The 26,622-nt window shown below is 55.1% G+C and carries 23 protein-coding genes and 5 pseudogenes; 10 read left to right on the top strand and 18 right to left on the bottom strand.

Annotated elements, in window-relative coordinates; translation table 11 throughout:
* The first annotated feature begins 11 nt into the window (after positions 1 to 11).
* Entirely contained in the window at positions 12 to 938 is a 927-nt protein-coding gene (locus J3D54_RS26610) for a LysR family transcriptional regulator (protein WP_253424877.1), read from the top strand.
* Here the strand turns inward: J3D54_RS26610 and ribD are convergent.
* From ribD to J3D54_RS26575, 7 genes and pseudogenes are all read right to left on the bottom strand, one after another.
* Positions 917 to 2,023: pseudogene (ribD, locus tag J3D54_RS26605) on the bottom strand (bifunctional diaminohydroxyphosphoribosylaminopyrimidine deaminase/5-amino-6-(5-phosphoribosylamino)uracil reductase RibD). The gene J3D54_RS26610 and the pseudogene ribD overlap by 22 nt on opposite strands.
* The gene (locus J3D54_RS26600) at positions 2,020 to 3,723 is read right to left on the bottom strand and encodes a WD40 repeat domain-containing protein (protein WP_253424874.1); all 1,704 of its coding nucleotides are present in this window, start codon (positions 3,721 to 3,723) and stop codon (positions 2,020 to 2,022) included. The pseudogene ribD and the gene J3D54_RS26600 overlap by 4 nt, the downstream one beginning before the upstream one ends.
* Positions 3,724 to 3,792: 69 nt before the next feature.
* On the bottom strand, positions 3,793 to 4,392 hold the full coding sequence (ribA, locus tag J3D54_RS26595; RefSeq protein WP_253424870.1) for a GTP cyclohydrolase II: 600 nt from the start codon (positions 4,390 to 4,392) through the stop codon (positions 3,793 to 3,795).
* 72 nt (positions 4,393 to 4,464) lie between these two features.
* On the bottom strand, positions 4,465 to 5,472 hold the full coding sequence (locus J3D54_RS26590; RefSeq protein ID WP_253424867.1) for an SUMF1/EgtB/PvdO family nonheme iron enzyme: 1,008 nt from the start codon (positions 5,470 to 5,472) through the stop codon (positions 4,465 to 4,467).
* 64 nt (positions 5,473 to 5,536) lie between these two features.
* The gene (locus J3D54_RS26585) at positions 5,537 to 6,283 is read right to left on the bottom strand and encodes a class I SAM-dependent methyltransferase (RefSeq protein WP_253424864.1); all 747 of its coding nucleotides are present in this window, start codon (positions 6,281 to 6,283) and stop codon (positions 5,537 to 5,539) included.
* Between the two features lie 92 nt (positions 6,284 to 6,375).
* On the bottom strand, positions 6,376 to 6,822 hold the full coding sequence (locus tag J3D54_RS26580; RefSeq protein WP_253424861.1) for a DMT family transporter: 447 nt from the start codon (positions 6,820 to 6,822) through the stop codon (positions 6,376 to 6,378).
* A gap of 29 nt (positions 6,823 to 6,851) precedes the next feature.
* Positions 6,852 to 7,043 carry a hypothetical protein gene (locus tag J3D54_RS26575; protein ID WP_253424858.1) on the bottom strand — a complete coding sequence of 64 codons (192 nt, stop codon included), beginning with the start codon at positions 7,041 to 7,043 and terminating at the stop codon, positions 6,852 to 6,854.
* Positions 7,044 to 7,157: 114 nt separating this feature from the next.
* Here J3D54_RS26575 and J3D54_RS26570 point away from each other — a divergent pair, with 114 nt between their 5' ends.
* Positions 7,158 to 7,673: a DUF2514 family protein gene (locus J3D54_RS26570; RefSeq protein ID WP_253424854.1), complete on the top strand. Its 516-nt coding sequence runs from the start codon at positions 7,158 to 7,160 to the stop codon at positions 7,671 to 7,673.
* 150 nt (positions 7,674 to 7,823) lie between these two features.
* Entirely contained in the window at positions 7,824 to 8,018 is a 195-nt protein-coding gene (locus tag J3D54_RS26565; RefSeq protein ID WP_253424851.1) for a hypothetical protein, read from the top strand.
* A gap of 16 nt (positions 8,019 to 8,034) precedes the next feature.
* On the opposite strand, the gene J3D54_RS26560 is transcribed toward J3D54_RS26565, so the two are convergent.
* Positions 8,035 to 8,418, bottom strand: coding sequence for an aegerolysin family protein (locus tag J3D54_RS26560; protein WP_253424848.1), 384 nt, complete (start codon positions 8,416 to 8,418; stop codon positions 8,035 to 8,037).
* 1,464 nt (positions 8,419 to 9,882) lie between these two features.
* Here J3D54_RS26560 and J3D54_RS26555 point away from each other — a divergent pair.
* From J3D54_RS26555 to J3D54_RS26545, 3 genes and pseudogenes are all read left to right on the top strand, one after another.
* Entirely contained in the window at positions 9,883 to 11,166 is a 1,284-nt protein-coding gene (locus J3D54_RS26555; protein ID WP_253424845.1) for a site-specific integrase, read from the top strand.
* Positions 11,159 to 11,818: pseudogene (locus J3D54_RS26550) on the top strand (DNA adenine methylase); the annotation flags it as partial. The gene J3D54_RS26555 and the pseudogene J3D54_RS26550, both read left to right, overlap by 8 nt.
* Positions 11,819 to 11,944: 126 nt before the next feature.
* Positions 11,945 to 12,019, top strand: a pseudogene (locus J3D54_RS26545) (DUF159 family protein); the annotation flags it as partial.
* 13 nt (positions 12,020 to 12,032) lie between these two features.
* On the opposite strand, the gene J3D54_RS26540 reads toward J3D54_RS26545, so the two are convergent.
* The 8 genes and pseudogenes from J3D54_RS26540 to J3D54_RS26505 form a co-directional block, all read right to left on the bottom strand.
* Positions 12,033 to 12,287, bottom strand: a complete 255-nt coding sequence (locus J3D54_RS26540; protein WP_253424842.1) for an adhesin biosynthesis transcription regulatory family protein — start codon at positions 12,285 to 12,287, stop codon at positions 12,033 to 12,035.
* Between the two features lie 156 nt (positions 12,288 to 12,443).
* Positions 12,444 to 12,605 (bottom strand): annotated as a pseudogene (locus tag J3D54_RS26535) (PAAR domain-containing protein); the annotation flags it as partial.
* An 80-nt stretch (positions 12,606 to 12,685) separates the two neighbouring features.
* Positions 12,686 to 13,462 (bottom strand): hypothetical protein, encoded by a 777-nt coding sequence (locus tag J3D54_RS26530; protein WP_253424838.1) that lies wholly within the window; start codon positions 13,460 to 13,462, stop codon positions 12,686 to 12,688.
* 60 nt (positions 13,463 to 13,522) lie between these two features.
* Entirely contained in the window at positions 13,523 to 14,302 is a 780-nt protein-coding gene (locus J3D54_RS26525) for a hypothetical protein (RefSeq protein ID WP_253424835.1), read from the bottom strand.
* Entirely contained in the window at positions 14,299 to 14,541 is a 243-nt protein-coding gene (locus J3D54_RS26520) for a hypothetical protein (RefSeq protein WP_253424833.1), read from the bottom strand. The genes J3D54_RS26525 and J3D54_RS26520 overlap by 4 nt, the downstream gene beginning before the upstream one ends.
* A gap of 62 nt (positions 14,542 to 14,603) precedes the next feature.
* Positions 14,604 to 16,694, bottom strand: a complete 2,091-nt coding sequence (locus J3D54_RS26515) for a lipase family protein (RefSeq protein WP_253424831.1) — start codon at positions 16,692 to 16,694, stop codon at positions 14,604 to 14,606.
* Positions 16,695 to 17,458: 764 nt separating this feature from the next.
* Positions 17,459 to 17,770, bottom strand: coding sequence for a hypothetical protein (locus J3D54_RS26510; RefSeq protein ID WP_253424828.1), 312 nt, complete (start codon positions 17,768 to 17,770; stop codon positions 17,459 to 17,461).
* 74 nt (positions 17,771 to 17,844) lie between these two features.
* Positions 17,845 to 18,213 (bottom strand): helix-turn-helix transcriptional regulator, encoded by a 369-nt coding sequence (locus J3D54_RS26505; RefSeq protein ID WP_253424826.1) that lies wholly within the window; start codon positions 18,211 to 18,213, stop codon positions 17,845 to 17,847.
* Between the two features lie 399 nt (positions 18,214 to 18,612).
* Here J3D54_RS26505 and J3D54_RS26500 point away from each other — a divergent pair, with 399 nt between their 5' ends.
* Both J3D54_RS26500 and J3D54_RS26495 read left to right on the top strand, forming a co-directional pair.
* A complete protein-coding gene (locus tag J3D54_RS26500; RefSeq protein ID WP_253424824.1) occupies positions 18,613 to 19,623 on the top strand; it encodes a hypothetical protein in 1,011 nt (336 codons plus the stop codon).
* Positions 19,624 to 19,677: 54 nt separating this feature from the next.
* Positions 19,678 to 19,953, top strand: coding sequence for a hypothetical protein (locus J3D54_RS26495; protein ID WP_253424821.1), 276 nt, complete (start codon positions 19,678 to 19,680; stop codon positions 19,951 to 19,953).
* Positions 19,954 to 20,906: 953 nt separating this feature from the next.
* Here J3D54_RS26495 and J3D54_RS30485 read toward each other — a convergent pair.
* Both J3D54_RS30485 and mobH read right to left on the bottom strand, forming a co-directional pair.
* A pseudogene (locus J3D54_RS30485) lies at positions 20,907 to 21,071 on the bottom strand (hypothetical protein); the annotation flags it as partial.
* A gap of 610 nt (positions 21,072 to 21,681) precedes the next feature.
* Complete coding sequence (gene mobH, locus J3D54_RS26490) at positions 21,682 to 23,406, bottom strand: MobH family relaxase (protein ID WP_253424818.1); 1,725 nt, start codon at positions 23,404 to 23,406, stop codon at positions 21,682 to 21,684.
* 613 nt (positions 23,407 to 24,019) lie between these two features.
* Here mobH and J3D54_RS26485 point away from each other — a divergent pair.
* Complete coding sequence (locus J3D54_RS26485; protein WP_253424815.1) at positions 24,020 to 26,182, top strand: methyl-accepting chemotaxis protein; 2,163 nt, start codon at positions 24,020 to 24,022, stop codon at positions 26,180 to 26,182.
* Positions 26,183 to 26,404: 222 nt separating this feature from the next.
* Positions 26,405 to 26,599, top strand: a complete 195-nt coding sequence (locus J3D54_RS26480; RefSeq protein ID WP_093432593.1) for a hypothetical protein — start codon at positions 26,405 to 26,407, stop codon at positions 26,597 to 26,599.
* Positions 26,600 to 26,622: the final 23 nt, after the last annotated feature.

The raw sequence follows: 26,622 nt of genomic DNA, 5'->3' as shown, positions 1-26,622 counted from the left end.
GAATTCACCGCATGGTCACGGTTTTACTGCGCAATATCGATTTGAATCTGTTGGTGGTGCTCGATGCACTGCTGACCGAAAAACACGTCACCCGCACGGGGGCGCGTCTGCATTTGAGCCAGCCGGCCATCAGTCATTCCCTGAGTAAGTTGCGGGTGCTGCTGGACGATCCGATCCTGATCCGCGAGGGCAATGAGGTGATGCTCAGCGCCATGGCGCAAAACCTCCAGGAGCCGCTGCGCGAAATTCTCAGTCAGATTGAAACTCTGTTCGGCAAGTCCATCGACTTCGACGCGGCCAGTTCCCAACGCACCTTCCAGTTGGCAATGTCGGATTATGGCGCGGCGATTATCTTGCCCAAATTGCTGGTGCGACTGCGTCGCGAGGCGCCGAACACTACCCTGGTGGTGACCCAGGGCAGCCGGCACGGGATGCTCGAGCAAGTAGCGCAGGGCAAGATCGACCTGGCCCTGGGGGTGTTCCCCAGCCTGACGCCCGATGTGTCGATGGAAGTGTTGTTCGAGGAAAGTTTTTCCTGCCTGCTCGACCGGCGGACCTTGTTCAAGAACGGCATGCTGGATCTGGAGAGCTACCTGGAGCGCCCGCATATCCAGGTGTCCATGGACGGTGGCGCCAATGGCGAAGTCGACACCCTGTTGCGCGCCGAGGGCCTGCGCCGTCGTATCGCCGTGAGCGTGCCGCACTGGCGCACTGCGCCAAGCTTGTTGCACAACACTGATCTGATCCTCACCGTGGCGACGCGCGCCCTGGAGGACATCTTGCTTAACCCGGATCTGGTGCAATTGCCGCCACCGTTCAGCATTCCGCGCTTTCCCTTTGTGCAGATCTGGCACCAGCGTTTCTGTGACGATCCGGCACATGCGTGGCTGCGCGACCAAGTCAAGCAAGTGGTGGCTCATACCGTACAGGTCGACTGATCGGGGCGCAGGCGTAAACGCAGGTCCTGCCCCAGTTGGGTGACGTCGTACAGGGTGAAGTCCAGGGAGTGCGTCAGCTGTTCCAGCTCCGGTAAATGCACCAGTGGCCGTGCCAGGTCGCCTAACAGACGCGGTGCCACGTATAGCAGCAACTCGTCGACCAGGCCCGCGCGCAGCAGGTTACCGGCCAGTGTCGGGCCGGCTTCCACCATGACGTCATGCAGGCCGCGCTCACTCAGGTGAGTCATCAGGGCGTGCAGATCCAGGCCCTGCTGATTGCCCGGCAGGCCGAGAAGGCGTTCGCCGTTCGCGCCTTGTGGCACGTGGCGATCATGCATCACATGCAGGCTGGGGGCGCGGTCATCGAACACGCGGGCGGTCTCCGGCACGCGCGCCTGGCTGTCGAGGATGACCCGTAATGGCGCGATGGCCTCGGCGGACGCCATTTCCCGCACGGTCAGCGAGGGGTTATCCGCCAGCACGGTGCCGCTGCCGGTCAGGATCGCCGCACTGCGCGCGCGCCAGTACTGCACATCGGCGCGCGCCCGGGCGCTGGTGATCCACTGCGAACTGCCATTGTTCAGCGCGGTGCGGCCGTCCAGGCTCATGCCCATCTTCAACTGCACTCAAGGCCGCTGGCGCTTGACCGTGGACAAGAATCCCCGGTTCAGCTCCCGCGCCGCGACGTTGAGCAAGCCGACCTTGACCTCGATCCTGGCTGCGCGCAGTTCGGCGATGCCGCGCCCGTCGACTTGCTTGAACGGGTCTTCATGGGCCACGATCACGCAAGCCACGCCTGCCTCGATCAGCGCTTGATGGCAGGCCCCCGTGCGGCCGACATGGCTGCACGGTTCGAGCGTCACATAAGCGGTGGCTCCCTTGGCCAGGGCGCCGGCCTGGCGCAGGGCAAACACTTCGGCGTGCGGGCCACCCGCACGCCGATGCCAGCCTTCACCCACGATATGCGTACCGTGGGCGATGACACACCCGACCCGAGGATTGGGCCAGGTGGAGTGACTGCCGCGCTCGGCCAACGATAATGCACGGTGCATATGTTGAAAGTCGATTTCGCTGAAGTGGGTCATGGGCGCGTTTGCCGTGCCGAAGACTGGGCGGTGATCGGGTAGATGCGGCCATCATAGGCGCTGGCGAGGAAGCCGCTGCCTTCGGCGTCGTGGGTCAGACAGGAGATACCGCTGGCGGTGATCTTCTCCACCTTTGCCCAACTGCGCTTGGCCAGGTCGAACACGGCCACGGTGCCGCCGTAGCTGCCGGTGGCGATCATCTTGCGGTCCTTGGAGATGGCAATGCACTTGATCGAGTGGCTGTGAGGGGTTTCATAGACTTCGCTGTTGCCGGCCTGCCACAGCCGCAGCTTGAGGTCCCGACCGATGCTGGCAAAGCCGCCCTGGATCTGTGTGCAACCGTTGGAAATGCGGTCGTGGGCTTTGTCTAGGTAGGTCTCCAGCTCGAAGTCGGCAATGCGGAAAAACGCCGCTGCCGCCGTCGCGCAGACGCTGAATAAGTACTGCTCATCCGCCGCGATGCCTTTGATCGCATTTTCATGCATGTGCACTTCGCGCAGGAACTGCGGCTGCTGATCTGCCAGGTTGAAGATCAAGGCTTCGCCGGTGTAGGTACCAATCGCGGCGTGCAGCTCACCATCCTTTTCAAAGGTAGTGCCGCAGTTGAGCGGTGAGCGGTGCTGGTAGATAACGTCGCCGGTCTTGGCGTCGAACACCGTGCCCATTTGCCCGCCGGTCAACACGCTGTCGCCGAATGGCAGCAGGAAATTGCACAGGCTGCCGGCCTTGGTGCTGGGCTGGCCATTGATCTGCAGGATGCCGGCGTCGCCAATGCTGTAGATGTCGTCGCCGACCACCGTCACCGCGTTCAGGCTGATGGCCGGCTCGATGCCGCTGACGTCCCATTGCTGGGTAGTGAAATCCCAGGTGGCGTAGGTGGAGCCAAAGGTCACGAAGGCGATGCGCTGATCGCCGAGCAATGCGCAACTGCGCGGCCAGATGATGCTTGGCAGTGAGGTCTGCGCGGTTGTTTCCAGGCGGTTGTCGGCTGTCAGTTTCCATAGCATCACGCAGCGGTCGTAGCTCAGGCTGACTAGCAGGCGCTGTGCCTCGTTCCACACGATGCGCTTGATCCCGGCGGCGTGGGCCGGTTGCAGGTAGGTGCCGGCGCTGCTGATCACCGAAATCTTGCCCTCGTCGTCACCGGCAAAGATGATGCCTTCGCGGGACAAGGCCACGGTGTCGGTCTCGACGCCACCGAGGTCGATGATGTCCAGTTGCTCGCCCGTGGCGGCATCCCAGCGGCGGATCGAACCGTCATCGCTGCTCGACACCAGGGTCTGGCCGTCGGCTGACCAGCACACCGAGATCACATCGGCCTCATGGCCGGTCAGGATCTTCTGGGTTTGCCCGCTGAGGTTGAACAGGCGGATGGTATGGTCGCGCGAGCAGGTGGCGATGGTCTGGCCATCCGGCGAGAAGGCGGCCATTTCGATGTCGTCATCGTGGCCGCCCAGCACGCTCTTGAGGCGCAGCGAAGGGACTTCCCAGACACGGGCGGTGTAGTCGCTGCTGGCACTGACCAGCAGAGTGCCGCTGGCGTTGAACGCGCATTGGTTGGCCAGGTGATCGTGGAGCACGCGCTGGATCGGCGTTTTGGTTTTTGCGTCCCAGAGGACGACTTGGTTGTCATAACCGGCGGTGGCGACGTAGGTATCGTTGAACGTTGCAATACCGCTGATAGGGCCAAAATGTCTCATGCGTCATTATCCTTAATGTTGAGGTTGGCTTATTGCGGGCGACCTGAATGATTCAGCCGCGCAAGCGAGTTACTTCACCAGTTTGATCACGTGATTTTTCTTATCGACTTTGGCTTGCAGGTAGTTGGTGTTATGGCGTGTGACAAATACACCGGTGGGAATCACTTTATCGACGACAATGCCGTTGTCGACCAAGGCCTGAACTTTTTCGGGGTTGTTAGTTATCAATTGGCAATGTTTGACATTCAAAGCTTTCAACATACCGGCGGCCATGGAAAAGTCGCGGCCATCTTCGGGGAAGTTAAGGTGTGCATTGGCCTCGAATGTATCCATGCCGGAGTCCTGCAGGCGATAAGCATCCAACTTGGCATATAGGCCAATGCCCCGACCTTCTTGGCGAAGATAAACCAAATAGCCACCGACTTCCTGCATGCGCTCGATGGACTCATTTAATTGCGGGCCACAATCACAGCGTTGTGAACTGAATACGTCGCCCGTGAGGCATTCGGAATGAATCCGCACTAATGGACTGACCGGGTTAGCCGGCCCCAGTTTAATGACGATATGTTCGTGGTCGGTTCCCAACCCACTGAATGTATAAAAAGTCCCAGGATTTGAAGTGTCATCCAAGGGGATATCAACGTGATTGCGTACGCTTAGGCAGTTCATTTGCGGTTCCTTCCGTGCTGAATTATTAACGCGTTTTTGTTTGAGGTTATTCGTTGTAAGACAGGGAGGGGTCTACAGGGTTTTGGCGAGGCGAAAACCCATTACATAAATCTGTCGCGGGTATTTGCCGTGGCGTCGGCAATTGCGTGTCAGGTCGCGAAAGCGGGTGAAACTGCCGCCGCGGGCGATACGATGGGTACCGACCACGGTTACCAGGTCGTCGGTGACGGCCGTGCCGCCGGGGTAGGGAGCATAGTCATCGCTGACGTATTCTTCGACGTTGCCGGCCATGTCCAGGCAGCCAAAGGGCGAGGCACCTTCGATCAGCAGGCCCACGGGCGTGGTGTCGAACAGGCCCATTTCTGCGGTATTGGCATGCTGGGGTAGGAAGGTCGGGCCCCAGGGAAAATCGAGGTTTTCCGGGCCGGCCGCGGCGTATTCCCATTCGGCTTCGGTTGGTAGACGATAAGCTTGGCCACTGGCCGCACTGAGCCAGGCGACGTAGGCGTCGGCGTCTTCTGCAGTGATGCCGTATACCGGATGGTTGGCGCGCTCGTTGGGGTATTGGCCGAAGACCCAGCTTTCAGGAATCCGCGCATGGCCCGAGGCTTCGAGGAAGGCGCGGTATTCGAGGTTGGTCACCGGGTATTTGCCGATCGCATAGGGTTGCAGATGCACCGGGTGGCGCGGCACCTCCTTGGCGATCCAGTCACGATCCAGACCCAGGCCCTGCATGTCGTGCATGACTTGATCCACCGCCGACTCTGCCAGGCCGATTTCGACTCGGCCGCCACTGATGTGAATCATTGCCGGGCTGAGCACATTGATCCGTGGGTCCACGGTCAAGGCCAGCAGTTGGGCGGCGGCGTAGCGCCAGGCCAGTGGCGAGGCCGGGTTTTCCACGCGGTCGGCCAACTGTTCGCTGGACTCTTCCGAAACCTGTCGCCAAGCGGCCAGGGGCAGCTTTAGGTTTAGCGCGTCCTGGAAGTGTTCGGGCAGGCCCATCAAGAATCGGTCGGTCATCTCGGCGGTCAGAGGGCCGTCGAATACCGGCCAGTGGTTGAAACCCTTGGAAGTCATAACGCTTGGTTTCCTGCTGCGGAAAAGAAAAGGCACGCGCACTCAGGTGCGACGTGCCAGGCTTTCATAGGGAGCAGATCAGCCCGGTTTGCAGGCAGTTGCGCTCAAAGTCATCCCAATAGCCTTTAGGATGCTTGGCCCGTTCGGCCTCGGAGATGATTGGTTTCTGCCATTGCAGGCGCGAGAAGCCGGCCTTCATGATCGCCAGCTCATAGCGCTCACGGCTCCAGCGATGAAAGGTGAAGGCGCTGGGTGGCTGGGTGACGAATTCGGCGTGGTGACGAAAGCCGCCCTCGTGGACTTCTTCGGTCAGCACATGCACGCCGTACTTGGTGAAATTGCCGCGTTGCAGTTGGAATGTCGGCTCCACGGTGTAGGCCACGACGCGGCCGCCGGGGGCGAGGTTCTCGGCGACCACTTGGAACATCTTGTCCAGTTTTGCCGGCGAGTCGGCATAGTTGAACAGCCACGCCGCCGTGATCAGGTTGAATTTTCCGAGGATACCCAGGTCGCAGATATCGCTGACGTGATACTCGATCGCTTCATGGTTACGCGCCGATTCCTTGCGGGCCAGGTCAATCATCGAGGCGGAGATATCCACCCCGACCACTTTGCTCGCGCCCTGACGATATAACTCACGACCAAAGAAGCCGAAGCCGCAGGCCAGGTCCAATACGGACTTGCCTTTGACGTCGCCGACCATATGGAAAAACGTCGCGGTTTCTACTGAACGTTGGGAGGCCGTGTCCGTGAAAGCCTCGAAGCGTTCGCCAATAGCGTCATAAGTCGCGTTTGCAGATTGATTAGTCATTGCCTCACCTTTTAACAAATAATAGCTGTCGTCAATCCCTGACTCGGGAACATGAAGAAATCTTCTGTTTCGGTGACCCCCGTCGTTTGTTTTCAAGTACGTGTAGTAATAAGAAAACCTCCTATGACGACAATCACGCCGACCAGTTTATTAATATTAAGAGACTGCTTCGGAAAGCCGATCAGGCCGAAGTAGTCAATCGCGATTGAAACGATAAGTTGGCCGACCAATACCGCCATGATGAAGTTGAGTGCGCCGAGTCGGGGGGCCATCAATAAGGCGACGGTTATATAAAACACGCCGGCCACGCCGCCCATCCAAATCCACCATGGGCCTTCTTGTCCCGCCGATAAGTTCGGGCGGGGTGCTTTTGCAACAATGATGACAACGATGAGAACGACCAGGCTGACCAATAAGGAAACTGCGGTTGCCCACAAAGGGTGGCCCAGGAGACTGCCTAGTTTTGCGTTAGTCCCGGCTTGCAAGGGAACTGCGAAGCCGGCGAATAAACTGAGCAGGACAAACATTAGTAAGGTCATGGAATGTGCTTTCCGTTTTTTTTGAAGTTTTACGATGATCGTTTTGGCGGCGCCAATTCTTTGTTCTGATGGGTTGTATTCGTCGCACTGATCGGGCCATTGGCTACTACTTGTTCGCTTCGCGGAATCAGGCGTGCGCGATCTTGACCGGCGGGTTTACGGCGTTCCTGATCGGGAGTATTCCTTCGCTGGCTCATCTCGATTCCCAAGGTCTCGTCCATTTGGTCGGCGTCATTGACTAAGCCGTGACGTTCAGTGAGGCGGTGGCCGAAGCTCGGGCTGAATGGCCTTGAAGAGCGTAAGGCCTTCTACGAGACTGCGCTGAAGGTGCTGGCATGACTTCCATCTGGCTGCGGATCCTTCCTTATATAGCTGCGGTGCTGCTGGCGGCCGGCGCGCTGTTTGGCGCCTACCACCATGGGCTATCGGTGAAGGATGCCGAGTGGCAATCGGCCTGGAATGACCGCGATACCCGGGACGCCGAGGCTAAAGCGCTGAATGAGGCCGCCGAGCGCACCAAAGAGCAAGCCCGTCAACTCTCCATCAATAAGGCGATGCAAGATGGCCAACAGATCATTGACCAAGCAACTGCTGATGCTGCCGCTGCTCGCGCTTCTGCTGACAGCCTGCGTGGGGCGGCCGACACCCTTGCCGCTCGACTCGCAGCCAGTCAAACCAGCGGCAATTCCTGTACTGCCGCCGCAAGCCAGGCAGCTACCCGCGCCGCAATGGTGCTTGCCGACGTGCTCAAGCGCGCTGACCAGCGAGCGGGCGAACTGGCTGAAGTTGCTGACCAAGCCAGAGCCAGGGGCGTGACGTGCGAGCAGGCGTATGACGGTATTTCAAAATAGGGATTGTGTTCGGTCGGCAGAACGCCGGAGAAAGGGTGAACTACTGTAGGAATATCCAACGCTAAATGTGGCGGTTTTGTACCTCCTTTAAATGACCTGTTTTTCTTTAAATATCAACTGCTGATTTCGGGGTCACCTTGACCCAGCGCAATGCTCAACGAATTGTCGGCATCACCGACGACGGTGACCGGGGCTGATCAAACTGGCGGAGTGCCAGGCGTACGTGCGGGAGGTGGCGGCTTCAGGTCCATGAGTTACAGAGAGCAGTATCACGAGATCGACTTTCTAAAATTTGGTTTTGAAATAGCCGCTCGAGATTTTCTCGGCGGCTATCTGATCAACTAAGGCCCGCTCCGTTATGTTATTTTTTTTCTGCCCTGAAGGTCACAGTAGCGTTATCGCCGTCTCCACCACTATATGAAACTTTAACGTTATCGCTATCGGTCGTGATTACATACGAATTAGATCCCGCGTATGGGTCGTCCCAGTGGATATTTATATTGCAAACTTCCTCAGTGACAAAATCATAAAAAGCGTAGGAGCAAAGTGCCTCCGTGCCCGTAGCGAACCCGTCCGACTCTGTCTTCCAATAACCTTTGCCGGGCACATTAGCGTTCGGCTTCAATATTTTCTGCGGAGGATAGGAATCCCATTCCCCATGATCTAACTTCAGAGAATTCTGAGTTAGACTCAAGGTGGAGTCGAGATAATTCTCAAAATAAACATCAACGCTTCTTTGAGCCATCGGTATAATTCCTTTTATTGAGTTAACATTGCGCCTGCAATAGTTAGTTTGGGTTTTGCTCCGTCTGTTTTATATGTTGTCTGCGATTACTCCTTTTTGATAGATTCTGTTAATTATTGTTGATGCCCTTTCAGGTATGTTTTTTAAGTGTTCGCCAGTAAGTGTATCGAATTCCTTAATGGTCTTGGTTGACTGTAATTTGTTACCAGGAAGGAGTTTGGTATCTTGTTTTTCGTTGAGGAGCTTGTTCTTGGTTTTAGCTTGTGCTGATTAAAAGTGTACTTATGCATGATCGGTTGATCGCGCGCAGTTAGAAAGTCATCGTACGTTTTCGATGAATATATGGTTGAATTTTTGGAGTCGGTGGGCAATTTGATGAACTCCTTATTCCATTAGGAGTGACGACTGAATCTATCCATTAAAGCTAAATTAACCACATTTACTATGGTTTTGTTTAATCCTAATAGAGGCTAGACGGCGATCTTCAAAAGTCAAGCAACGTGTAGCGGATATGAGCGGTGCGATGCGCTTATGAGCAACCGAGCTTGTTGGTTGTATAGGCCCCACTCGCTATTTCCTCCGGCTGGTCTTGAACGCAGGAACCCATGGTCTAGTATATTTTGTACATGTTTTGTACAGGTGTCAGCAGAGTGACAACTCTAGATAAGATCCTTGCTTTGCATCAGAGCTGGTCCATTTTGAATGGCTCCGTGTGGTGTAAGCGCTGCGGCGGGATACAGCAAGAGGTAGATGGATCAAAGCAATTTCCATTCCCCAACGTGCACGATGTTCGGTGCAAACGTCCAACCATGAGCGGCACTGGAGGATGTAAAGACTGCCTTTGATAAACGTGAGCAGGACACTCCGGTGTCATCAGGACCTCCTCGTTCTTGTCGATCGTATCTAGGGCACCCCGCACCTTGTCGGCGACGTCGACCGAGCCGCGTTGTTCGACCCAGTTGGAAAGCTCCATGACGGCCGCCTCGAGGGAAAGCTGGTTTTCGTTGATTTTGAAAAGTAGGGAAGGGAGTACTGAATTTGGCATAGCGAGTCCTCGGTTACGAGGTCAGCGTAGCGCCAGGTTCGATGAAGGATTTTTTACGGCCGGCTGGGCGCCAGGGGTAGGGGAAATCAGGAAAGTTTTGTAACGGTTACCAAAAAGTTTTGTAACTCGTTGAGGTCGGCTGATCAGAAGCCAAACCCCAGAAACGACAAAGCCCTAAATAATCAGGGCTTTGTCGTACATAAGATGGCGGAGGCGATGTCCGCTATTTTGACGTATTTTTAGTTCTATTGCCGTCTGGCTGTTTACTAAAAAGTCCTTATTAAACATGTAGATATTTGATTTTTTGTCTTTTGTGTTCCAATGGATACTACCGAAAGCCATCGTCCAAGGTGTGGGCTGGAGTGTGGGCTGGAGCTGATTTAGATTAGGTCATCGTCCTTAAAAAGATGAGGTGACGCATGGCATCACTTACGACAAAGGCGGTGGAGAAAATAGTCAGAACTGGCTTGCCTGGCATGACCAATGACGGAGATGGGTTGTATCTGAGAGTTGGCCCTACCGGCGGTGCAAGTTGGCTTTTCCGCTATAAGCTATCAGGAAAGAGTCGATATATGGGCTTGGGAAAGCATCCAGAGACAAGTCTCGCGGCAGCTCGGGAAAAAGCATCTGATGCTAGAAGGCTGAGTAGATTTGGAGTCGATCCAATTGCGAGTCGAGATGAGGTGTTGGAGAGGAAAAGGCTGGAAAAAGAAGCCACGTTTCTATCGGAGCGCGAAACCCCGACCAAACCAATAACCTTTAAGGAGGTTGCTCTTGATTACATCGCTGCCCATAAGGCGGGCTGGAAAAATGCCAAGCACGCCCAACAGTGGAAGAACACACTGACTACTTATGCGTTCAAGATCATAGGCGATCTTCCCACCCAGGAGATAGGCATTGAACATGTGCTGAAAATCCTCAAGCCGATTTGGACAGAAAAGCCCGAAACCGCTAGCCGTTTGCGAAACCGTATCGAACTTGTCCTCGACGCAGCAAGGGCTCGAGACCTACGCGCAGGCGAAAATCCCGCTCGATGGCGAGGACACTTGGACAAGCTTTTGCCTCCTCGCCAAAAAGTGCGTGCTGTAAAACATCACGTAGCAATCCCATGGACTGAGCTCCCTACGTTCGTGGCGACTCTTGAGAAAGCAGAAGATCTGAGTTCTAAGGCCCTGTGCTTCACTATCCTGACTGCCTGCCGAACCAGCGAAGTACTCTTATCTACGTGGGCAGAGATTGATCTCGTTGCAGGGATATGGACCATTCCAGCGTCGCGGATGAAAGCAGGGAAAGAGCACCGGGTTCCGCTGTCGAAACCAGCATTGGATCTACTGATTGGTCTTCCTCGCGTAGAAGGGAACAATCATCTGTTTCCTGGTGCTCGAAAAGGGAGGCCGCTGAGCAATATGGCGATGTTGATGGTGTTGCGTCGAATGAAGCGCAACGATCTCACGACGCATGGATTCCGCTCGACTTTTAGGGATTGGGCGAGTGAGGTCACCCACTATCCTCGAGAGGTCTGCGAACAGGCGCTTGCACATACAGTAGCGAATGCGGTTGAGGCTGCTTATCGCCGTGGAGATCTGTTCGGGAAGCGTCAAATGTTAATGGATCAATGGTCACGATATGTGTGTGGCATGCAGGAAGCACAGGACAGTAGGGAGGCTACCAGTTTAGGTTCAGCTTGTTTACTGACCTATTGAAGTCCTCGACGACATCAACGGCGACCTGGTGACGCTTTATCGCGTCGTGCAGAACCACCTCGAAGAGTTCGTGCGCCAGTTCAAATGGGCACTCAGTTCGCGCCAGGTGTTCGAGTGGCAGAAGATGACCCGCCCCGAAACCCTCACCGACATCCAGCGCGCCGCCCGATTCTTCTACCTGCAGCACCATGCCTTCGCTGGTAAGGTCACCGGGCAGACATTCGGTACCGCCACCACTGGCCCGGCCATCAACCTGCTGCGGATCGAAGAGAACCTCTCGGCTGCCTGGCAGCGCCTGTCCGGCACCTACGTCGAAAACCTGCCCTGGTTGGAGTGTGCCGAACGCTACGACCGTGCCCAGACCTTCCACTACATGGACCCGCCTTACTGGCAAACCGCTGGCTATGGGGTGGACTTTCCGTTTGAGAACTATGAGCGGATGGCCGACTTCATGCGCCGCTGCAAAGGCAAGGTCATGGTCATGGTCAGCATCAATGATCACCCGGACATCCGGCGGGTGTTCGAGGGCTTTCATTTCGAGACCTTGGACATCCGTTACACCAACACCAATCAGCGGCAGGGGAGGGCCGAGGTGAGTGGTGAACTGGTGATCATGAACTGGGAACCGTCCGCGTTGGGCGGGTTGTTTTGATCACCCATTGAATAGCCACGGACAACACATCGCCAGGAATATCCCCGGCTTGCCTCGACCGCTTTGATCGAAGAGACGATTTGCCCTGCCTATACGGGGCAGGCTTCGTCCAAGGTACGAACCAGATCGGACGAACATGTCGGCTTCGTGATCATCACCGCCGACAGTGAGGGCGGTATGGTGGACATTCATGACCGGAGATTGGCGAACAGCTTTATCCTTTACGGTAAAATGAACTCAGTTCTTGAGCCCGTTTGTCTTCCTCACGAATCACCTCCAGCCGTCGCCAAAACTGATTCATTTTCACGTCGTGCTTTATCAACGCACTGCTCGCCGTCAAGCCATTTACAAGATGGTCGCGCAACGCCTCGATCAATGCGGGAGTGCGGATAGTCGTACCGCTCAACAGAAGCTCGAAATGGCGAGGATCGACGTTGCCCGGAACTAGCCTCAGAATTGCCTTAACCACAAATATCCACCAGATATATTAGACAATAGATTTTACCTTTAAGGGTAAAGTTGGTTTTGGTTATAAAGCGACCTCAAGCGCACGCTGAATCACGCCTTGGCGCCAGCGGTATGCCTAACGCCAAGGGCCGGAGTTGATCCAGTCGGACCGGCATGGCTAGCTTGCGCCTGCTTCTGGCAGTGACGAAATCAACGTGCAACCGCATGCGCAGCGGTGCCCGTGAAAGGCGACCGGCACACCATTGTCGCGAAACGTTGGGTGCCCCTCGACAATCACCGTCCGACCGTGACCGGGAATCGGACAGTTCACCGGGTCGCCCTGTCGATGAGTGCGTTCATACTTCCACCGTGGTGGCGGGCAGTGAGTCTGGACACTCGATGGTCATCGCGTGCGGGTACTCATCGTGATTGCCCCAGGCGAATGGCTTGCAGCTTCTCGAAGCTTGGGTCACTGCCACCCACCACAACACTGCCATCGGAGTAGGTGAACTGGTTGTGATTGCCTTCTTTCTTCACCTTCGGCCCCACCGAGTAAACCACGTAGTCGGCATGCAGCAGGGGCTCGAACGCCACCTTTCGGGCATTTTTGACGCGATAATACGAATAGATTTCACCCTCACCGACTAGCCAAGCGAGCTTTTCATGTCCGCCAATGAAATGCTCGCTAACCCAAGGGTAGTAGTCCTGCCTGATCAGCACGTCACCGCTGACCTTTATCGTCGGCTCAAAAGCAGAACGTTGTTGTGGCAGATGCTGATCGAACATCACGATAACCCCCCCGCCAGGGCCGGCTTTAACGTTCTCCCCGAAGTGCGTCGTGTTGGCGTAGGTGACGCCAAAGGTCACATTACTCAGCTGCCACTGGCAACTGCTACCGCCATTGATCGGTAGCTTCGCCTCATACACGTCGCTCTGCCCCTGCCGTTGCGGCTGGACCGTGGTGGCCAGGTAGCCGTCCTCTTCATAACTGGACCAGTCCGGCCCGGAGCGCTTGATTGGGCATTTCTCCGAGCGGTATATCACCTGCATGGGTTCCGCGGCGAGATTCTGGGGGACTTTCACCGTCATGCTGACCTGCTCGCCACCCGGCGGCGGCGAAAAGCCCCGATTGAGGGCACAACCGCCGAGACTGAACAGCAGCAGGCCAGCGGTAGTGCCGCTGATGAACGCGTTCATACTTCCACCGTGGTGGCGGGCAGTGAGTCTGGACACTCGATGGTCATCGCGTGCGGGTACTCATCGTGATTGCCCCAGGCGAATGGCTTGCAGCTTCTTGAAGCTTGGCTTACTACCAGTCGCTGTAACACTGCCATCGGGGTAGGTGACTTGGGTGTGATTGCCCTCTTTCTGCACCTTCGGCGCCACCGAGTAAACCACGTAGTCGGCATGCAGCAGGGGCTCGAACGCCACCTTTCGGGCAGTTGGGGCGCGATAATACGAATACATTTCACCCTCACCGATTAGCCAAGCGAGCTTTTTATGCCCGCCAATGAAATGCTCGCTAACCCAAGGGTAGTAGTCCTGCCTGATCAGCACGTCACCGCTGACCTTTATCGTCGGCTCAAAAGCAGAACGTCGTTGTGGCAGGTGCTGATCGAACATCACGATAACCCCCCCGCCAGGGCCGGCTTTAACGTTCTCCCCGAAGTGCGTCGTGTTGGCGTAGGTGACGCCAAAGGTGACATTGCTCAACTGCCACTGGCAGCTGCTCCCGCCATTGATGGGCAGCTTCGCCTCATACAGATCGCTCTGCCCCTGCCGTTGCGGCTGGACCGTGGTGGCCAGGTAGCCGTCCTCTTCATAACTGGTCCAGTCCGGCCCGGAGCGCTTGATTGGGCATTTCTCCGAGCGGTACATCACCCGCATGGGTTCCGCGGCGAGATTCTGCGGGACCTTCACCGTCATGCTGACCTGCTCACCACCCGGTGGCGGCGACAAGGCCTGGTTCTGGGCGCAACCGCTGAGGCTGAACAGTAGCAACAGAGCGCCGCTCGTGCGGCTTAGGGGAGCCTTCATGTTCTGTGTTCCTCCGTAATGGTTGGCAGCGCGTCGGGAAAGTCGATGGTCACCGCGTCCGGGTAACGGGTAGTGATGGATTGGGTGTGCCCCTCACAATTGGTCGTGCCCTCGTACACCGTCCGTTCTCGGGTGGTGACACGGTAGCGGACGAAGGGGAGGGCGCCCCCGCTTTCCTCGACAGTCCGATAGCTCACGTGTTGCATTGGAAACTGCGCGGGGTGGATCAGAATGTTCATGGTTTCACGTCTTCCCCTATGGCCGATGTGTTTGGCGGGCTGTGGCATCCCGGAGCGGTGGTTCAGGCTTGGGTGATCTCGATCATCACGCCGAATTCACGCTTGCGGCAGAAACGCTGCAGGGCCTCACGGCCACCTTCCAGGTCTTCGGTCATGCGCAACGTCATGGGTAACAACTTCTGCAGGGTAAGGAACTGTTCGTTGCGATGCTTTTCCACCTCGGGGATACCCATCGTTTTCATCTGTTCCTCGAACTTCGCCCGCTCCTCCTTGCGCTGCAGCGGCCGCTCGGGGTCGCTCAACTCCAGCAGTTGGTTGTGCAGGAAGGGTAGGTAAGCCTTGATCATCGAGTGATCCGACGGGCTGGAGCGTGCGGTACTGCGCTCGGGGTTGGTGTGTGGTGGAAAGAAATGCGCCAGGCTTTCCCGGTTCAGCGAGCGGATCAGTGTCTTCTGCTCGTCACGGGCGAAGCGGTTGGATTCATCGTTCAGGCTCGGTACCAGGTAGATGCGTGTGCGGTGCAGCAAACGGGTAGTAATGGTGCTGTAGTAGGGCGCGCCCAGGCCTTCTTTACTGCGCTCGAAAGGGTTGTTGGAGGCACGTGACTCCAAATGCTGGTCGGCCCGGTAGAACATGGCAATCTGCCCGTGATGCCAGTAGGGGTCGCCAAAGCGGATCAGTTTTCCGGCCAGCAGCTCACCCACGGACCAGATGTAGCCCAGGTCAGCGCCCAGCGGGCCGAAGGCTTCGTACAGCCAGTTATCCAGCGCCGCCTCGGGTGGCACGCTGGTGACGGTGTCCGCGTCGTTGACGTGGCGAAAGTGCGTCACGGACTTCAGACTCTCCAGCGCCTTGCCGGTGAAGGTGCGGGGCATGCCGTAGGTATAGAGCAGGGGATTGCTATCTTTCAGCTCTGCGGAGTGGATCAGTGCCAGGGCGCCGCCCAGGCTATGGCCGCAAATAAATAACTTTCTATCGTCTAACGCTGTCTGAATGTCATTGAAATCTGTGGGAAACAGCTTCTTGGCCACCTCGAACGCCTGCAAAAAACCGTAATGCACACTGCCGACATCAATCAGGTGCGTGCCCGGTGACTTCAAGTCACAGCCACTGCCATCGGCCGGCATCGGGCGGTACATCACATCGGTCAGCCAGTCCTTGGGCTCCTGGGTCCCGCGCCAGGCCACGACCACCTGAGTCTGGTTGATACAATAGAAAAGCTGGGTGTTTTCGATGATGCGCTGTGGGATGTCCGACCCACCCGGTGGGCGCTCGGCCGTCAGCGAATCAAGCATGACAGCCGTGGTGTAGCGCTGGTCGAAGGGGACGTCCACCACCAGCGCCGGTAGGCGGTCCCCTTTGTTGTCGATCATCATGGGCGTGCGCGACAAGTCCAGGCACTGGCGGAAAAAGAACTCGTCCACCGAACCCGACACGGTACTGGGATCGGTGTCCGGTCGCTGTTTCAACATGTTCTGGGCGACGACGCTGTAGGACAAGTTGGCCATCAGTCCAAGGTTATAGGCATTGGCCATGCTGTATTCAGGTAGGTGATGCAGCACCAGCGACCAGGCACGGAAGGGGCAGATCTCCAGTACATGGCGGCGGTTCAGTTCGTCGTCGGCCACCGTGAAACCGCCGAAGTTCGGGTCGGGGAAATGGAACGCCGGCAGTTTGTCTTGCTCTGACCAAGGATCCAGGTCCGGGAAGCGATCGCACAATTGACCGATGCGCAGATAGTGATAACCGTGCCCATCGGACCGGGCCTGTTTCTCAATGGAGGAGAAGTTCGCTGGAGGCGGGTCATAGCGATAAGGGATTTCCAGGGGGGGCGAAACCGGCAGTTCAGCACGTAGCGCACTCAGACGTCGGGTTTGCAACACCTCTGCCAGCGGATTGGCCGTCAACAGCAGGGTCACCGCCAGCGGGTGCAGGCCCTCCAGGCGGATCACCCCTTGAGCATCGCTCTGACCGCTGAATTCGGGAACGAGCTGGCAGCGGGTCGCCTCATTGATCGCCCGAAAAGGCTGATGAGGCAAAGGATCGTTGCGCTCATCGAGCAATTGAAACTCCAGCCAGTGCCGGATCTGCTTGTCTCCCTGAACAGCCTTATAGGTGCAAATGGTATCGGTACGATGTTGCCTATCGGACATAACGGGTCTTCCATGAATCAGTCAATGTTCGGTGTCCGACTGGAACATACCTCCGCCGGGCGTTAAGAGAGGAGCTGACCAGCTCAGGCATCAGCCGATAAGGCTTACCGAGGGCTTCCTCCTGCGTTGACAGCACAGAAAAAGTGAACCTCAAATCCCTTTGGCGCATATAACTGCTCCTTGGTCAAAACAGTGAGCGCTCGGAGAGGCCCCCCCCACACACGTGTCAGGCATGCTTGGCCTGCGTAAAGCGTGTATTGCCGAGTAGGCTAACAAGACGGCAACAGAATTGATCCGAGAAACGGCCTAAAACTCATCCGAGTTTTCAATTGTTCAGAGTGTTGTTTCAGCGGATAACATTAAGCGTCCGGCCAACATCCCTTTCTGGTTCCAACGTTTAGGACGATGAGATCTGCCTACTTATGGGCTGCATCCAAAAAGCTGGACGATTGAAGGTCTGTGCCCGAGCGGATCGAGGTCTGTGCTTAGCAGGGCTGGGCCCGACAGTAAAACCAGTCGGGCTTCTTTTTTTGGTTTCGCTGGGCGTCTGGTTATAGTTTGAATAACTGGTTTGGCAGCATTATTAAATTGGAATAATATTCGTGTGGTCTACGAGGAAGTATAGTGGATGCCAACCAATACCATTTAATGCCAAATGAACGAATGACTACGACATGTCAAAAAGCTCTACAGCCCCTTAATCACGGGGCTGTAGAGCTTTTTGCGTTAGTACTCCAACACAATCGGCGAGTGTATGGGCGAAATTACATTGCTTCGAACGTGTTAAAGCTCGCTCGCCACTCTCTCCAGCCGAGCATGACATATGTCTTGAGCGCAATCTGGTTTTCGAAAGGCATTAGACGAGTGTCGTCCAGCGCGCTCAGATATGCTTCCAAATCACCGAGGGCATCACAGAATGGACCGGGCGCATGGGCCTTAAGTACATCGTTGAGTTTTTCGCGTAAGCCATTCCCAACTTCTACCGGTAACACTGCCAAAATGGTACGGACTTGGTCTGCAGTGGGGACCGGTTCGCCGTACTCGCTGAAAGCCATCGGAAGTAACGATTGAGTCATGCGGTATTCCTTTTCGAGTCAGATGCTAGTCTGCGTGAAAGCAGACATTGAGGATGGTGGCCCAGTCTAGTGGCCTACTCAAGCAGATGGAAATCGTCACGTTTCCTGGGGTCGGTGGTTCCACCTCGGCAGTTTTGGCCGCGCATGGGCTTCAGTCCTGGAAGAAAGACCAGACCCTCCGTTTCTAAGGCGAACGACAAAGCTTGCATCGTGACCGATCGCAATGTTCGCCGGCCTTCTTCAAGCTCTCTGATTGCCTTGACTGAAACCCCGGACCGGAATGAGAGTGCCTCTACTGACCAATTCAGCATGGCGCGGGCAGCAGCGCAGTGAGTGGTCGAGAAGGACAGCGGTAAAGTATCTAGAAAAGGATCAGGCCCCCATTCAATTCCCGCCTCCTTTAGCGCTCTGATCTGCTCCAGGTTGATGATTTTTCCCGGCATAGCGCAACCCCCTTAATACTGTTTTTATATACAGTAAAGCATGAAGGAGACGACGACGATAGGTCATCACGGACGGATCACGGCGAAACAGTATCGAGGTGGCGTGCGGGTGTCGATGCGCTGATCGGCCGGCAGGAGGCGGGCATGATTTGAAAAAAACGGCGTGCTTGGCGTTGGTGACTGTTCAACTGTTCGGAGTCTGCAAAAGCAGAAACAGACACCTTAACAGACACCTAAGTGAGGCGGGGTAGGCTGGAGGCCTTGAAAATAGTGGAGCGGGTGAAGGGAATCGAACCCTCGTTATCAGCTTGGGAAGCCGAGGGCTAGACTTCAGCGTGGCGAGATGAGAGGCTCAAGATGTGGTTAGTGGGGGCAAGTTAATATCACGGCGGCCGCTGTATGAAAAAGAAGAAAAGAAAAGCCAAATATCATCCTTTTGAAACACTGCGGCCGACAGGGCTGGACCCCAAGCTGGAGGAGTTTGCCCTAACGCTTTACGATTTTGCGACCAAGGGCTCTAAGTCTATATGGGAAGAGTTACCCCATAATGATGTGAAAACTGATGTCGAATTCAGAAGGCGGTTCCTTACTCTCTCTCATGCTGGGATGAACGCTGCTCAGCAAGAAATTATTGAGCTAGTTAATTCAAAAGAACTGCTCAGTGGATCGCAAAAAATACTGATGCACGGTATTGCGGATGCAATGGCCTGGCAGATGATTGGTAATCAGCTTTGTTACGCTCGTAGATTTTACAAAAGTCATAAACCGGTAGATTTAAAACAGTCTAATTTTGAGTCGGTTGTTTTAGCTGCTAGCGAAAGAAGCCAGCGTGATCCGGGTAGTTTCTCTCTGATTTCGGATCTTACATCATTTGTCCAAGTGGGTGATTTACTGACGATGGGGTCGAGAGGTGGGTTGAGTATTGCGGAGGTGAAGGAGGGGCAAAAAAATTATGAGTTAATGCAATTTATGGATTTTTTTTCAAAGTCAGGTTGTCCACGGGCGTTTCAGTTTTTTGCTGAAAAGCACGGAGAGTCTGGAGTCAAACAACTCCAACGAATGCTGCGACAAACTAAGCGGATGGGGCATGTAGGTGAGATTCTGTCAAAAGGGCATTCGCGGGATCCGGACACAAACCATAACATCCATATTCCCGAGGAAATTGTCATCATTGGCAGCTGGGAAGAAGAGCTCAATGGAGTATTGGACGGTTCAGATTCCAAGGGTTGGGCCCTGGATGTCGTAGAGGACTGCCTTTTTGTAGCCTCGTACACCAAAGAGGCGATGCTAGGCCACGGGCATGGAGCCTTTAATTTGTGGTTTGACAATTTTGGAGGCACTCCCGATTGTCCGCGAGCAAGCCTTATAGATACATTGAGACACCCTCTGGCTTTGCCGATATTCAACTGAAATATTTCGGAAAAAAACAAATTTGACATCCTGTTCGGTAGGAAGAACGTCTGCGTGGGCCTTAATGTGTCTATGCTTCTAGAGAAGCTTCAGAAAGTTGGTTTGCAAATCCGTGAGGCGACAAATAAAGAATTTAGCCAGGCAGAGCAGCAGGGCTTCCCCTTGGTACGTCACAATGGCAAAGGTTACTTCGTGGGGAACGGGGAGCGAGAACTGCAAATTCTGGATGGGATCTTTTTACGAGTCCTGTTTCACTGTCAGCGTCCAGTCAATACCATCCAAGCCATTCTCGAGGCGCCGGATGGACCTGGCTATGAACCTGATGTTTAGGGCGATTTTAGGGCAAAGATGAGGCCGTCATAGGCCCGTGCAGGCCAGCGGTCACTCGCTCAATGCCTCAAAATCACGGTCTGGAGCGAGTTGGGGTATAACACGGTCGGGTTCGAATCCCTATCTTTAATATAGATACCCGGCGGCCTCATTTGACTGTGGCGCAGTTCAACTACTGGCATGAACCAAAGTAGCAGTATCCCTTGCGCGGACTTAAGTATCATTGTCCTCTCGAGTTAGGCGCAGACTTCGTTTTCTTATTTAAAGCTAAACTGTCATCTAGAAATTCTAAAATTAACTCAGGAAAGCAAAGGTCAATATATTTTTGGGTTAGGTATATTTCTGGCCACCGCCCATCACCCTTTTCTCCGCTAAATAGTGACGTCCAGTGGGTGGGGTAGTAACGACTAAGCATGCCAAGAAAATAGGAAGGCATGTATGTAATGGCGATTTGAGAATGTCGAGAGCCACTTTTTAATGGTTTTGCAATATGTAGAGCCGGTATGGTTCCAAACATTTTATTAACGTATGAATGAAAAAAACTGAGGAGGGTTTTTCTGAAAGTTTTTGGCGTTGCAACTTAAGCTATAAGAGGAGGTGTCTTGCGTGACTTGGTAGCCATGTGATCGGTAGATATCAATAAATTCGAGAAAATTATCAGACGTTACCTGTGTCTTGAATCCGTTATCAAGATCATAGCTTAATGATCCGGCTGAAGCATATAGAACTGTCTGTGAAGAACGTTTGTGTTCTGATTTAATGTCTGGCAGGCGTAGCATTAAGTCATCAAAGGTTAGTTCGTCTCCAAGTTCGGGGGCATATGGTATACGCCATTCAACCGCAGAGGAATTTATGTGTATGCATATGGTGTTGTCTGTCTGATGATATCTGAAAATAAGCCTTTGCAAGTTTTTATCTTTAGCTCACCAAGTGCGGCAAGTCCTGCGGAAATCTCACCCGATAATGTCTTCGGCCATTCTAGTCGTAATGCCGTGTCCTTGAGTTAGGCCGGATTCACCGCCTTGCGGATTGAGGAGCAGTGCGACAGACCTGCTAAGGCTAGCAGCTCCGTAAAATGTTAACAGTGGTTTGACTGAAACATTTGATTCTGCAGAGTTCCTAAAAAAACTCCCGCGCTTGTCTTGCGGCTGATGTTATTTCTTTTGCACGACGGGCGTTCAAGGTCCGAGAAAATACCTGTTGGTGCCAAGCTATCACAGAGTCGTGACTCTCTAAAAAAAGAAGTTCCTGTCACGTCGAGCTTTGCATCGTTGAACTCATAAATTACCCACTAAATTTTAAACCAGTTGTCTAGGTCCGCATTCGCATATTAATGTCAGTTAACTTCGGCCCGGTCCCTGTATTCGTGATAGGTCCTGTTCCTTCAACCAGCGCTAACGTTCAATTCCTGCACTGCCCCGCAAGCTCTGCAGCTGCCCACGTCGCCATGATGCTTGCCAACATGCTCAAGCGCGCTAATGAATCGGGGTAAGCATAGTACCGGTAGTGCCCCTGACAGGCAGTAATTGCAGATTGCTTAGAAATTGCTACAAAGCGACGAGCTTTCGGCGGATCAGCCAGCCTGGCCGGGAGGCTGGGGGACTACTGCGCCCAATCCATCATTGGGCGCGATTCACCGCCGGGGAAGGGTAACAGAGCAGTGAAGTTGCGGGTCACTCCAGAGTCAACTCTGCGCTTCGATCCCCACCAATGGGGCACTACGGAAATTTAATTTTTTTCGATTTTCAGAAAAGGATTATCTGGTGGTATCGATTCAAAAAGTAACTTCGGTTCCTCGATCAAATATCCCTTCAAGGTGGTTTTCTTCCTTGGGCCTTGCACTTGGCATGCCCAGATATTCAAACCGTTGCCTCGCTTCCTGTGGATCTTCAGTTTCTCGAACTGCTTCTGCACCCAGCGCCAATCTTCAATCTCTTGATCGGCACCTTGTGAGATACCAGGAAACTCCTGAGCGTAGCGTTGGAAAAGGCCGGGTGTTACCAGAAACACCGAACCGCTCACCGTATGCACCTTGGCCTTGCTGTCGTTGATGATCAGCTTGTGGCTCAGGATGCCTTCCTTGACCCAATTCAGAAATGCCTGGCCAGGGTTATCCGAAGGGGGCGTTGAAATTCCGAGAGCGCTTTCTGACGGTTCTTCACGAACCTCAGGTTCTGCTGAGTCGAACATATCCAGTATCGTTCCGAGATAGTCGGCATCTTCCATTGCTATGGGATCTGGCAACAAGGAGCTTTGACGCGATCCTGTACTAACAGTCTTAGGCACTGGTGGTGATGCCGGAGCGTCAGTCGAGTGGTCATCGGCTGCCATGCTCACCGTTCCGCTGAAAGCTTCGGGGCGGTCTTCGTTTCCCCAGATCAACGCCGGCTGAAGGCGCAGAAAGGTAAAGCTCTGCCCCCAGTTTCCCTGTGTCACGAGAGCGGTCCAGATGGCTTTACCTTCTGGAGTCGACTCGACCAGCCCATGCGATTGCAGTTCGTCGAACACAGCAATGTTGGAGGAGGGAATGCCCTCAATCGATTGCGACAGCAGATAGGCTCGCAGCTTGTCCGTGACCGTCTTGCTGACCAGCCACAGTGCGTCTTGAGTCAGCCATCCCGCGGCACCCGGCTGGTTGAGTTTCAGTTCGTGCTGAACCAGATGACGCAGTCCGCTGATCAAGTGATGTTGCAACGAATGAATCGGCGCTTGCAGCGCCTTGCTCGGGTTACCACCGATGTTCTGTGCGGTGGAAGCACGGTCGGCCTGCATCACCAACTCACCGAGCACGCCGGCACGTTCGTATTGGCCCGCCAGGACATACAGCAGACTGGCCCACAGTGGCGGAAACCCACTGAGCCAATCGAGGATCGGTCGGTCGAGAATCTGTGTGTAGAGCAAACCTGCGGCGGCGCCGTGCAGGTGGTAGTCGCGACCTTTGAGGTAGCGAAAACGGTAGGGCTGATCCAATGGCCCCTGCCAAGGATGCCAAAGACGGCCATCCTGGCGTTCGACCTGCAGGTCCACGGCGATCTTGCCGATGTCATGCAGCAGGGCGCCATAAGCAATACCCGCCGACCAGGCATCGGTCTGGGCGGCCTGGTCTTCGGGCGCGGCCCCGGAGGGGAGCAGATACGACTGGCGCAGTTTCAAGCTACAGGCGACCAGCTCCAGGCCATGGTCGAGCATGCCTCCGAGATACGCATGATGGTGCGTCTCGCTGGCCGGGAGTTGCTGGACCTGTTCGGCGTAGCGATGGATCGGATTTAAGTAGAGCTGGGTGAATTGGGCGTGGGAGAGGGCGGTGTATTGCCAGATGCGATCGAGCAACTGGCGGCGGTGCTCCGCTGCTAACAAACTGTGGGCCGACTCGATGGGCAGGTAGCCTGCGGCGACGCTCACGGTCGGCGGCGGAGGGGGCTTCTGCCCTTTGTGGCGAAACAGGCTGAGCATCGTGACCTCCGGGAAGTGGCTGGGTCAGTGGCCTTTTAGCCTTTTCGGATAGAGCTCTTACCCTTGAGTCCCATTCCCTTCCAACCCTTACCCGTCCTTTTGGCCCGTGTCCCTTTGTGTGGCAATGGGAATGCCGATTTTCTCCAAGTACCATTTTGCAGCGGAGCTTGGAGGGAGCCGGTAGGTGCTGAGCCATGATTTCGCTGATCAGGGGTAGGCAATGATCCAGCGTCATATCACCGACTAAGAGTAATCAGCGAGGGCACCGGTTCCCAGCAGCGGGGCGGTCAAATCAACGATCTAATGGAGACTGGAAGCAGTACCCCAATCGCGCTAGCAGCTGTATCGGGTAGTCGTATATGGCCCTGTTAGTGAGCGTGTATCGCATCGTGCACTTCTTTGAAACACGAATGTTCCAATCGGATAGCCCGCTCAATAACCTTCTGTTGCTCTGAGCTCCTACATAGTGCTGACAACCTTCAGCTTGGGTAGATCCTGCGCAAGCCAACTCTGAGTCTAAGTTCTTAAGCATCGGCGATGGATAGCAAGCTTTCGTATTGGCGTGGTAATTGCCTGCAAGTTTGGCACTCATATGTCGTACTTGGGGAAGTGAATGTCGCTATCAAGCAATTCTATGCAGTTATCCTCCGCCGAAAAGCGCTGGTTACCTTGGTTTGGCAAGACCGGAAAACTGGCGATGAGCTGGTCCTGCCGACTCAATCGGTCTGCCTACCCGGTGATTGAGCAGACATTCGAGGCTATTGCCGAAACCCGAGTCAAATTGCTGCACAACTGGACTCGGGAGCAGTGGGAACACTTGGCCGAACTGGCCGTGACCCTTAGCCGCGAATTCTCCCATCTCGACAATCATCCGCTGCTGGACAAGCTCGGCCAGGCCGAGGACTTTTCCGAACTCTTTGTTGTCGATACAGGTGGCGCAGTCATCGCCTCGACCTGGAGTGGCCATGGCAAAAGCAGCCCCTGCAACCCCAAAGCACTGGCCGAAGGTTTGAAAGCACCGTTTCTCCACGGCCCCTACAGTGACCCTCTGACCTTGCAGATCGGCCCTTCATCCTCGCGCTTTCACGACGAGGTCACGCTGATGTTCTACCAGCCCCTGAAGGCTGATGGCAAAGTCCTTGGCTGCCTCTGCGGCCGTGTACCGAACGATGTCCTGGGCGACTTGATCCAGCGTGAGGCCGGGCATATTTTTGCCGAGTCGGGAGATAACTATCTGTTCATGGTCCAGTCGCGTTTCGATTCAACGATTCAGCCGGGTATTGCCCTGTCACGTTCACGCTTTGAGGACGGTACGTTCACCCGCGGCGAGAACCTCAAAAGTGGCGTACGCACCCCCTGGAAGACCGTACAGATACAGCGCCACACCGAACTGGAGCTGCGCTTCACCGATCCGGCGACCCAGCAGTTGCACCCCGGTGTGCGAGAAACCATTCGTAGCGGTTCCAATCTGTTCGTCACCTACCCAGGTTACTCGGACTACCGGCACATTCCGGTCGTCGGCAAGGGCGTTACTTTCCAACTGCCGGGTTCACCTGACCGCTGGGGGATGATGTGCGAAGCCGATCTGGAGGAAGTCTATCGACGGCGCTCGCTGAGTTATGGGTTGATGAAACCTTACCTGGCAACAATGGTTGGCCTGTTCGTCTGCAATTTCCTGGTCCAGCACTACAGTGGTCTGGAGCAGAGCCTGATCGATGCTTGCGAGACTTTGAGCATGTTGACGGCTGCGGCCCTGTTCAGCACTTTTGGCCCGAAGCGGTTGGCTGCGCGTCTAAACGAAATGACCGGTGTGATCAGGACCATCGCTGAAGGCGAGGGCAATCTGCGTCAGCGCCTCGACACCACGCGTATGGCCAACGACGAGACCGGAGATATGGGCCGTTGGATCAACAGTTTTATCGACCATCTGGATGCAGTCGTCGGACAGGTGGTCAAGGCCAGCCATAGCGTCGGCAAGACCAACCAGCTGATGCTCAGTCGCAGCCAGGAAGCCACACTCACTTCCGGTGAGGTCGCGGATGCGGTGCATCGCATGATGATCATTGTCGAAGAGCAACTGGGCGAGATCCAACAAGCCTCGGCCAGTGCCGAACAAATGAAGCAAGCGATGGACGAAGTGGTCAGCCGAGCCCGCGAGCAATTTCTCGCGGTACAAGTGGGGACTCAGTCAATTCGCGATGTCGTGGAGCGGTCTTCTTCGAGCGTGCAGTTGCTTGACAGCCGGATGGCACAAATCGGCAATATCACCGGCCTGATCAGCGACATCACCAATCAGACCAACCTGCTGGCGCTGAACGCCGCCATTGAGGCCGCCCGCGCCGGCGAACATGGTCGTGGTTTTGCGGTGGTAGCCGATGAAGTCCGAACCTTGGCCGCGCGCACATCCCGCGCCGCCGACGACATCCGGCAGATGGTCGAAGGCCTGCAAAACGAAACGCAAAAAGCCGTGGGTTTTATGGAAAACGGAGTCAAGGATGTTGACAACAGCCTGCGCCTGGCCGAAGAGGCATCCTCGGAAAATGTGCAACTGCATCAGGCAGTGGAAAGCATGTTCAGCATCATCCAGCAACTCAATGAACGCAGCCTCGACTATGGCAAAACGATCAAGCAGGTCGACCAGTCGTCCGCAGAGATGCGCCAGACGGTGATCGTGCTGCAGACCAGTGCGGAAACGGTAAGGCTCGACGCCAACAAGTTGCAAAAATTGGTGGGGCTGTTCGAGGTGAGCAACAACTCCCGGCAAAGTGCTGCTTGAGGCTTTGCCGCGTACTTCAAAGTACGCAGATCGGTGAAGAGTACGGGGTTGATCCAGGCCGCCATCGATGCGCTGGATCATGTCTTTTGGTGAGGGATCCAACTATTAAAAGACTGAAATATTGCTCATTCTCTGGCTATGCGGCGAGTACATCGATGATCTAGTTAGTGTTGGGTAAGGAGAACTCGGTACACTGCGGTGCAAATTTTCGTGAGTCCTATCATGACCCTCACTGACGCCACGCTCGTGCTGCTGCTTGCGGCACGCATCCATGGGACAGACGAAGCCGTCAGGGCCTCGGCGAAGAGCGTGGTCAAGAAGTTGCCGCGCAGTAAACGCGATCTGATCTACAAGGTGATCGACAGCCGAAGCCCACTCGAGTTGGTGGATTTTCTGGCGCAGAACTTGGATACGTAACGACAAGCTGCGGGGGGCTCTCT

Source organism: Pseudomonas sp. GGS8 (assembly GCF_024168645.1).
Classification (GTDB): domain Bacteria; phylum Pseudomonadota; class Gammaproteobacteria; order Pseudomonadales; family Pseudomonadaceae; genus Aquipseudomonas.
The sequence above is the reverse complement of the archived record's forward strand: the minus strand, read 5'-3'. Positions and strand labels throughout refer to the sequence as shown.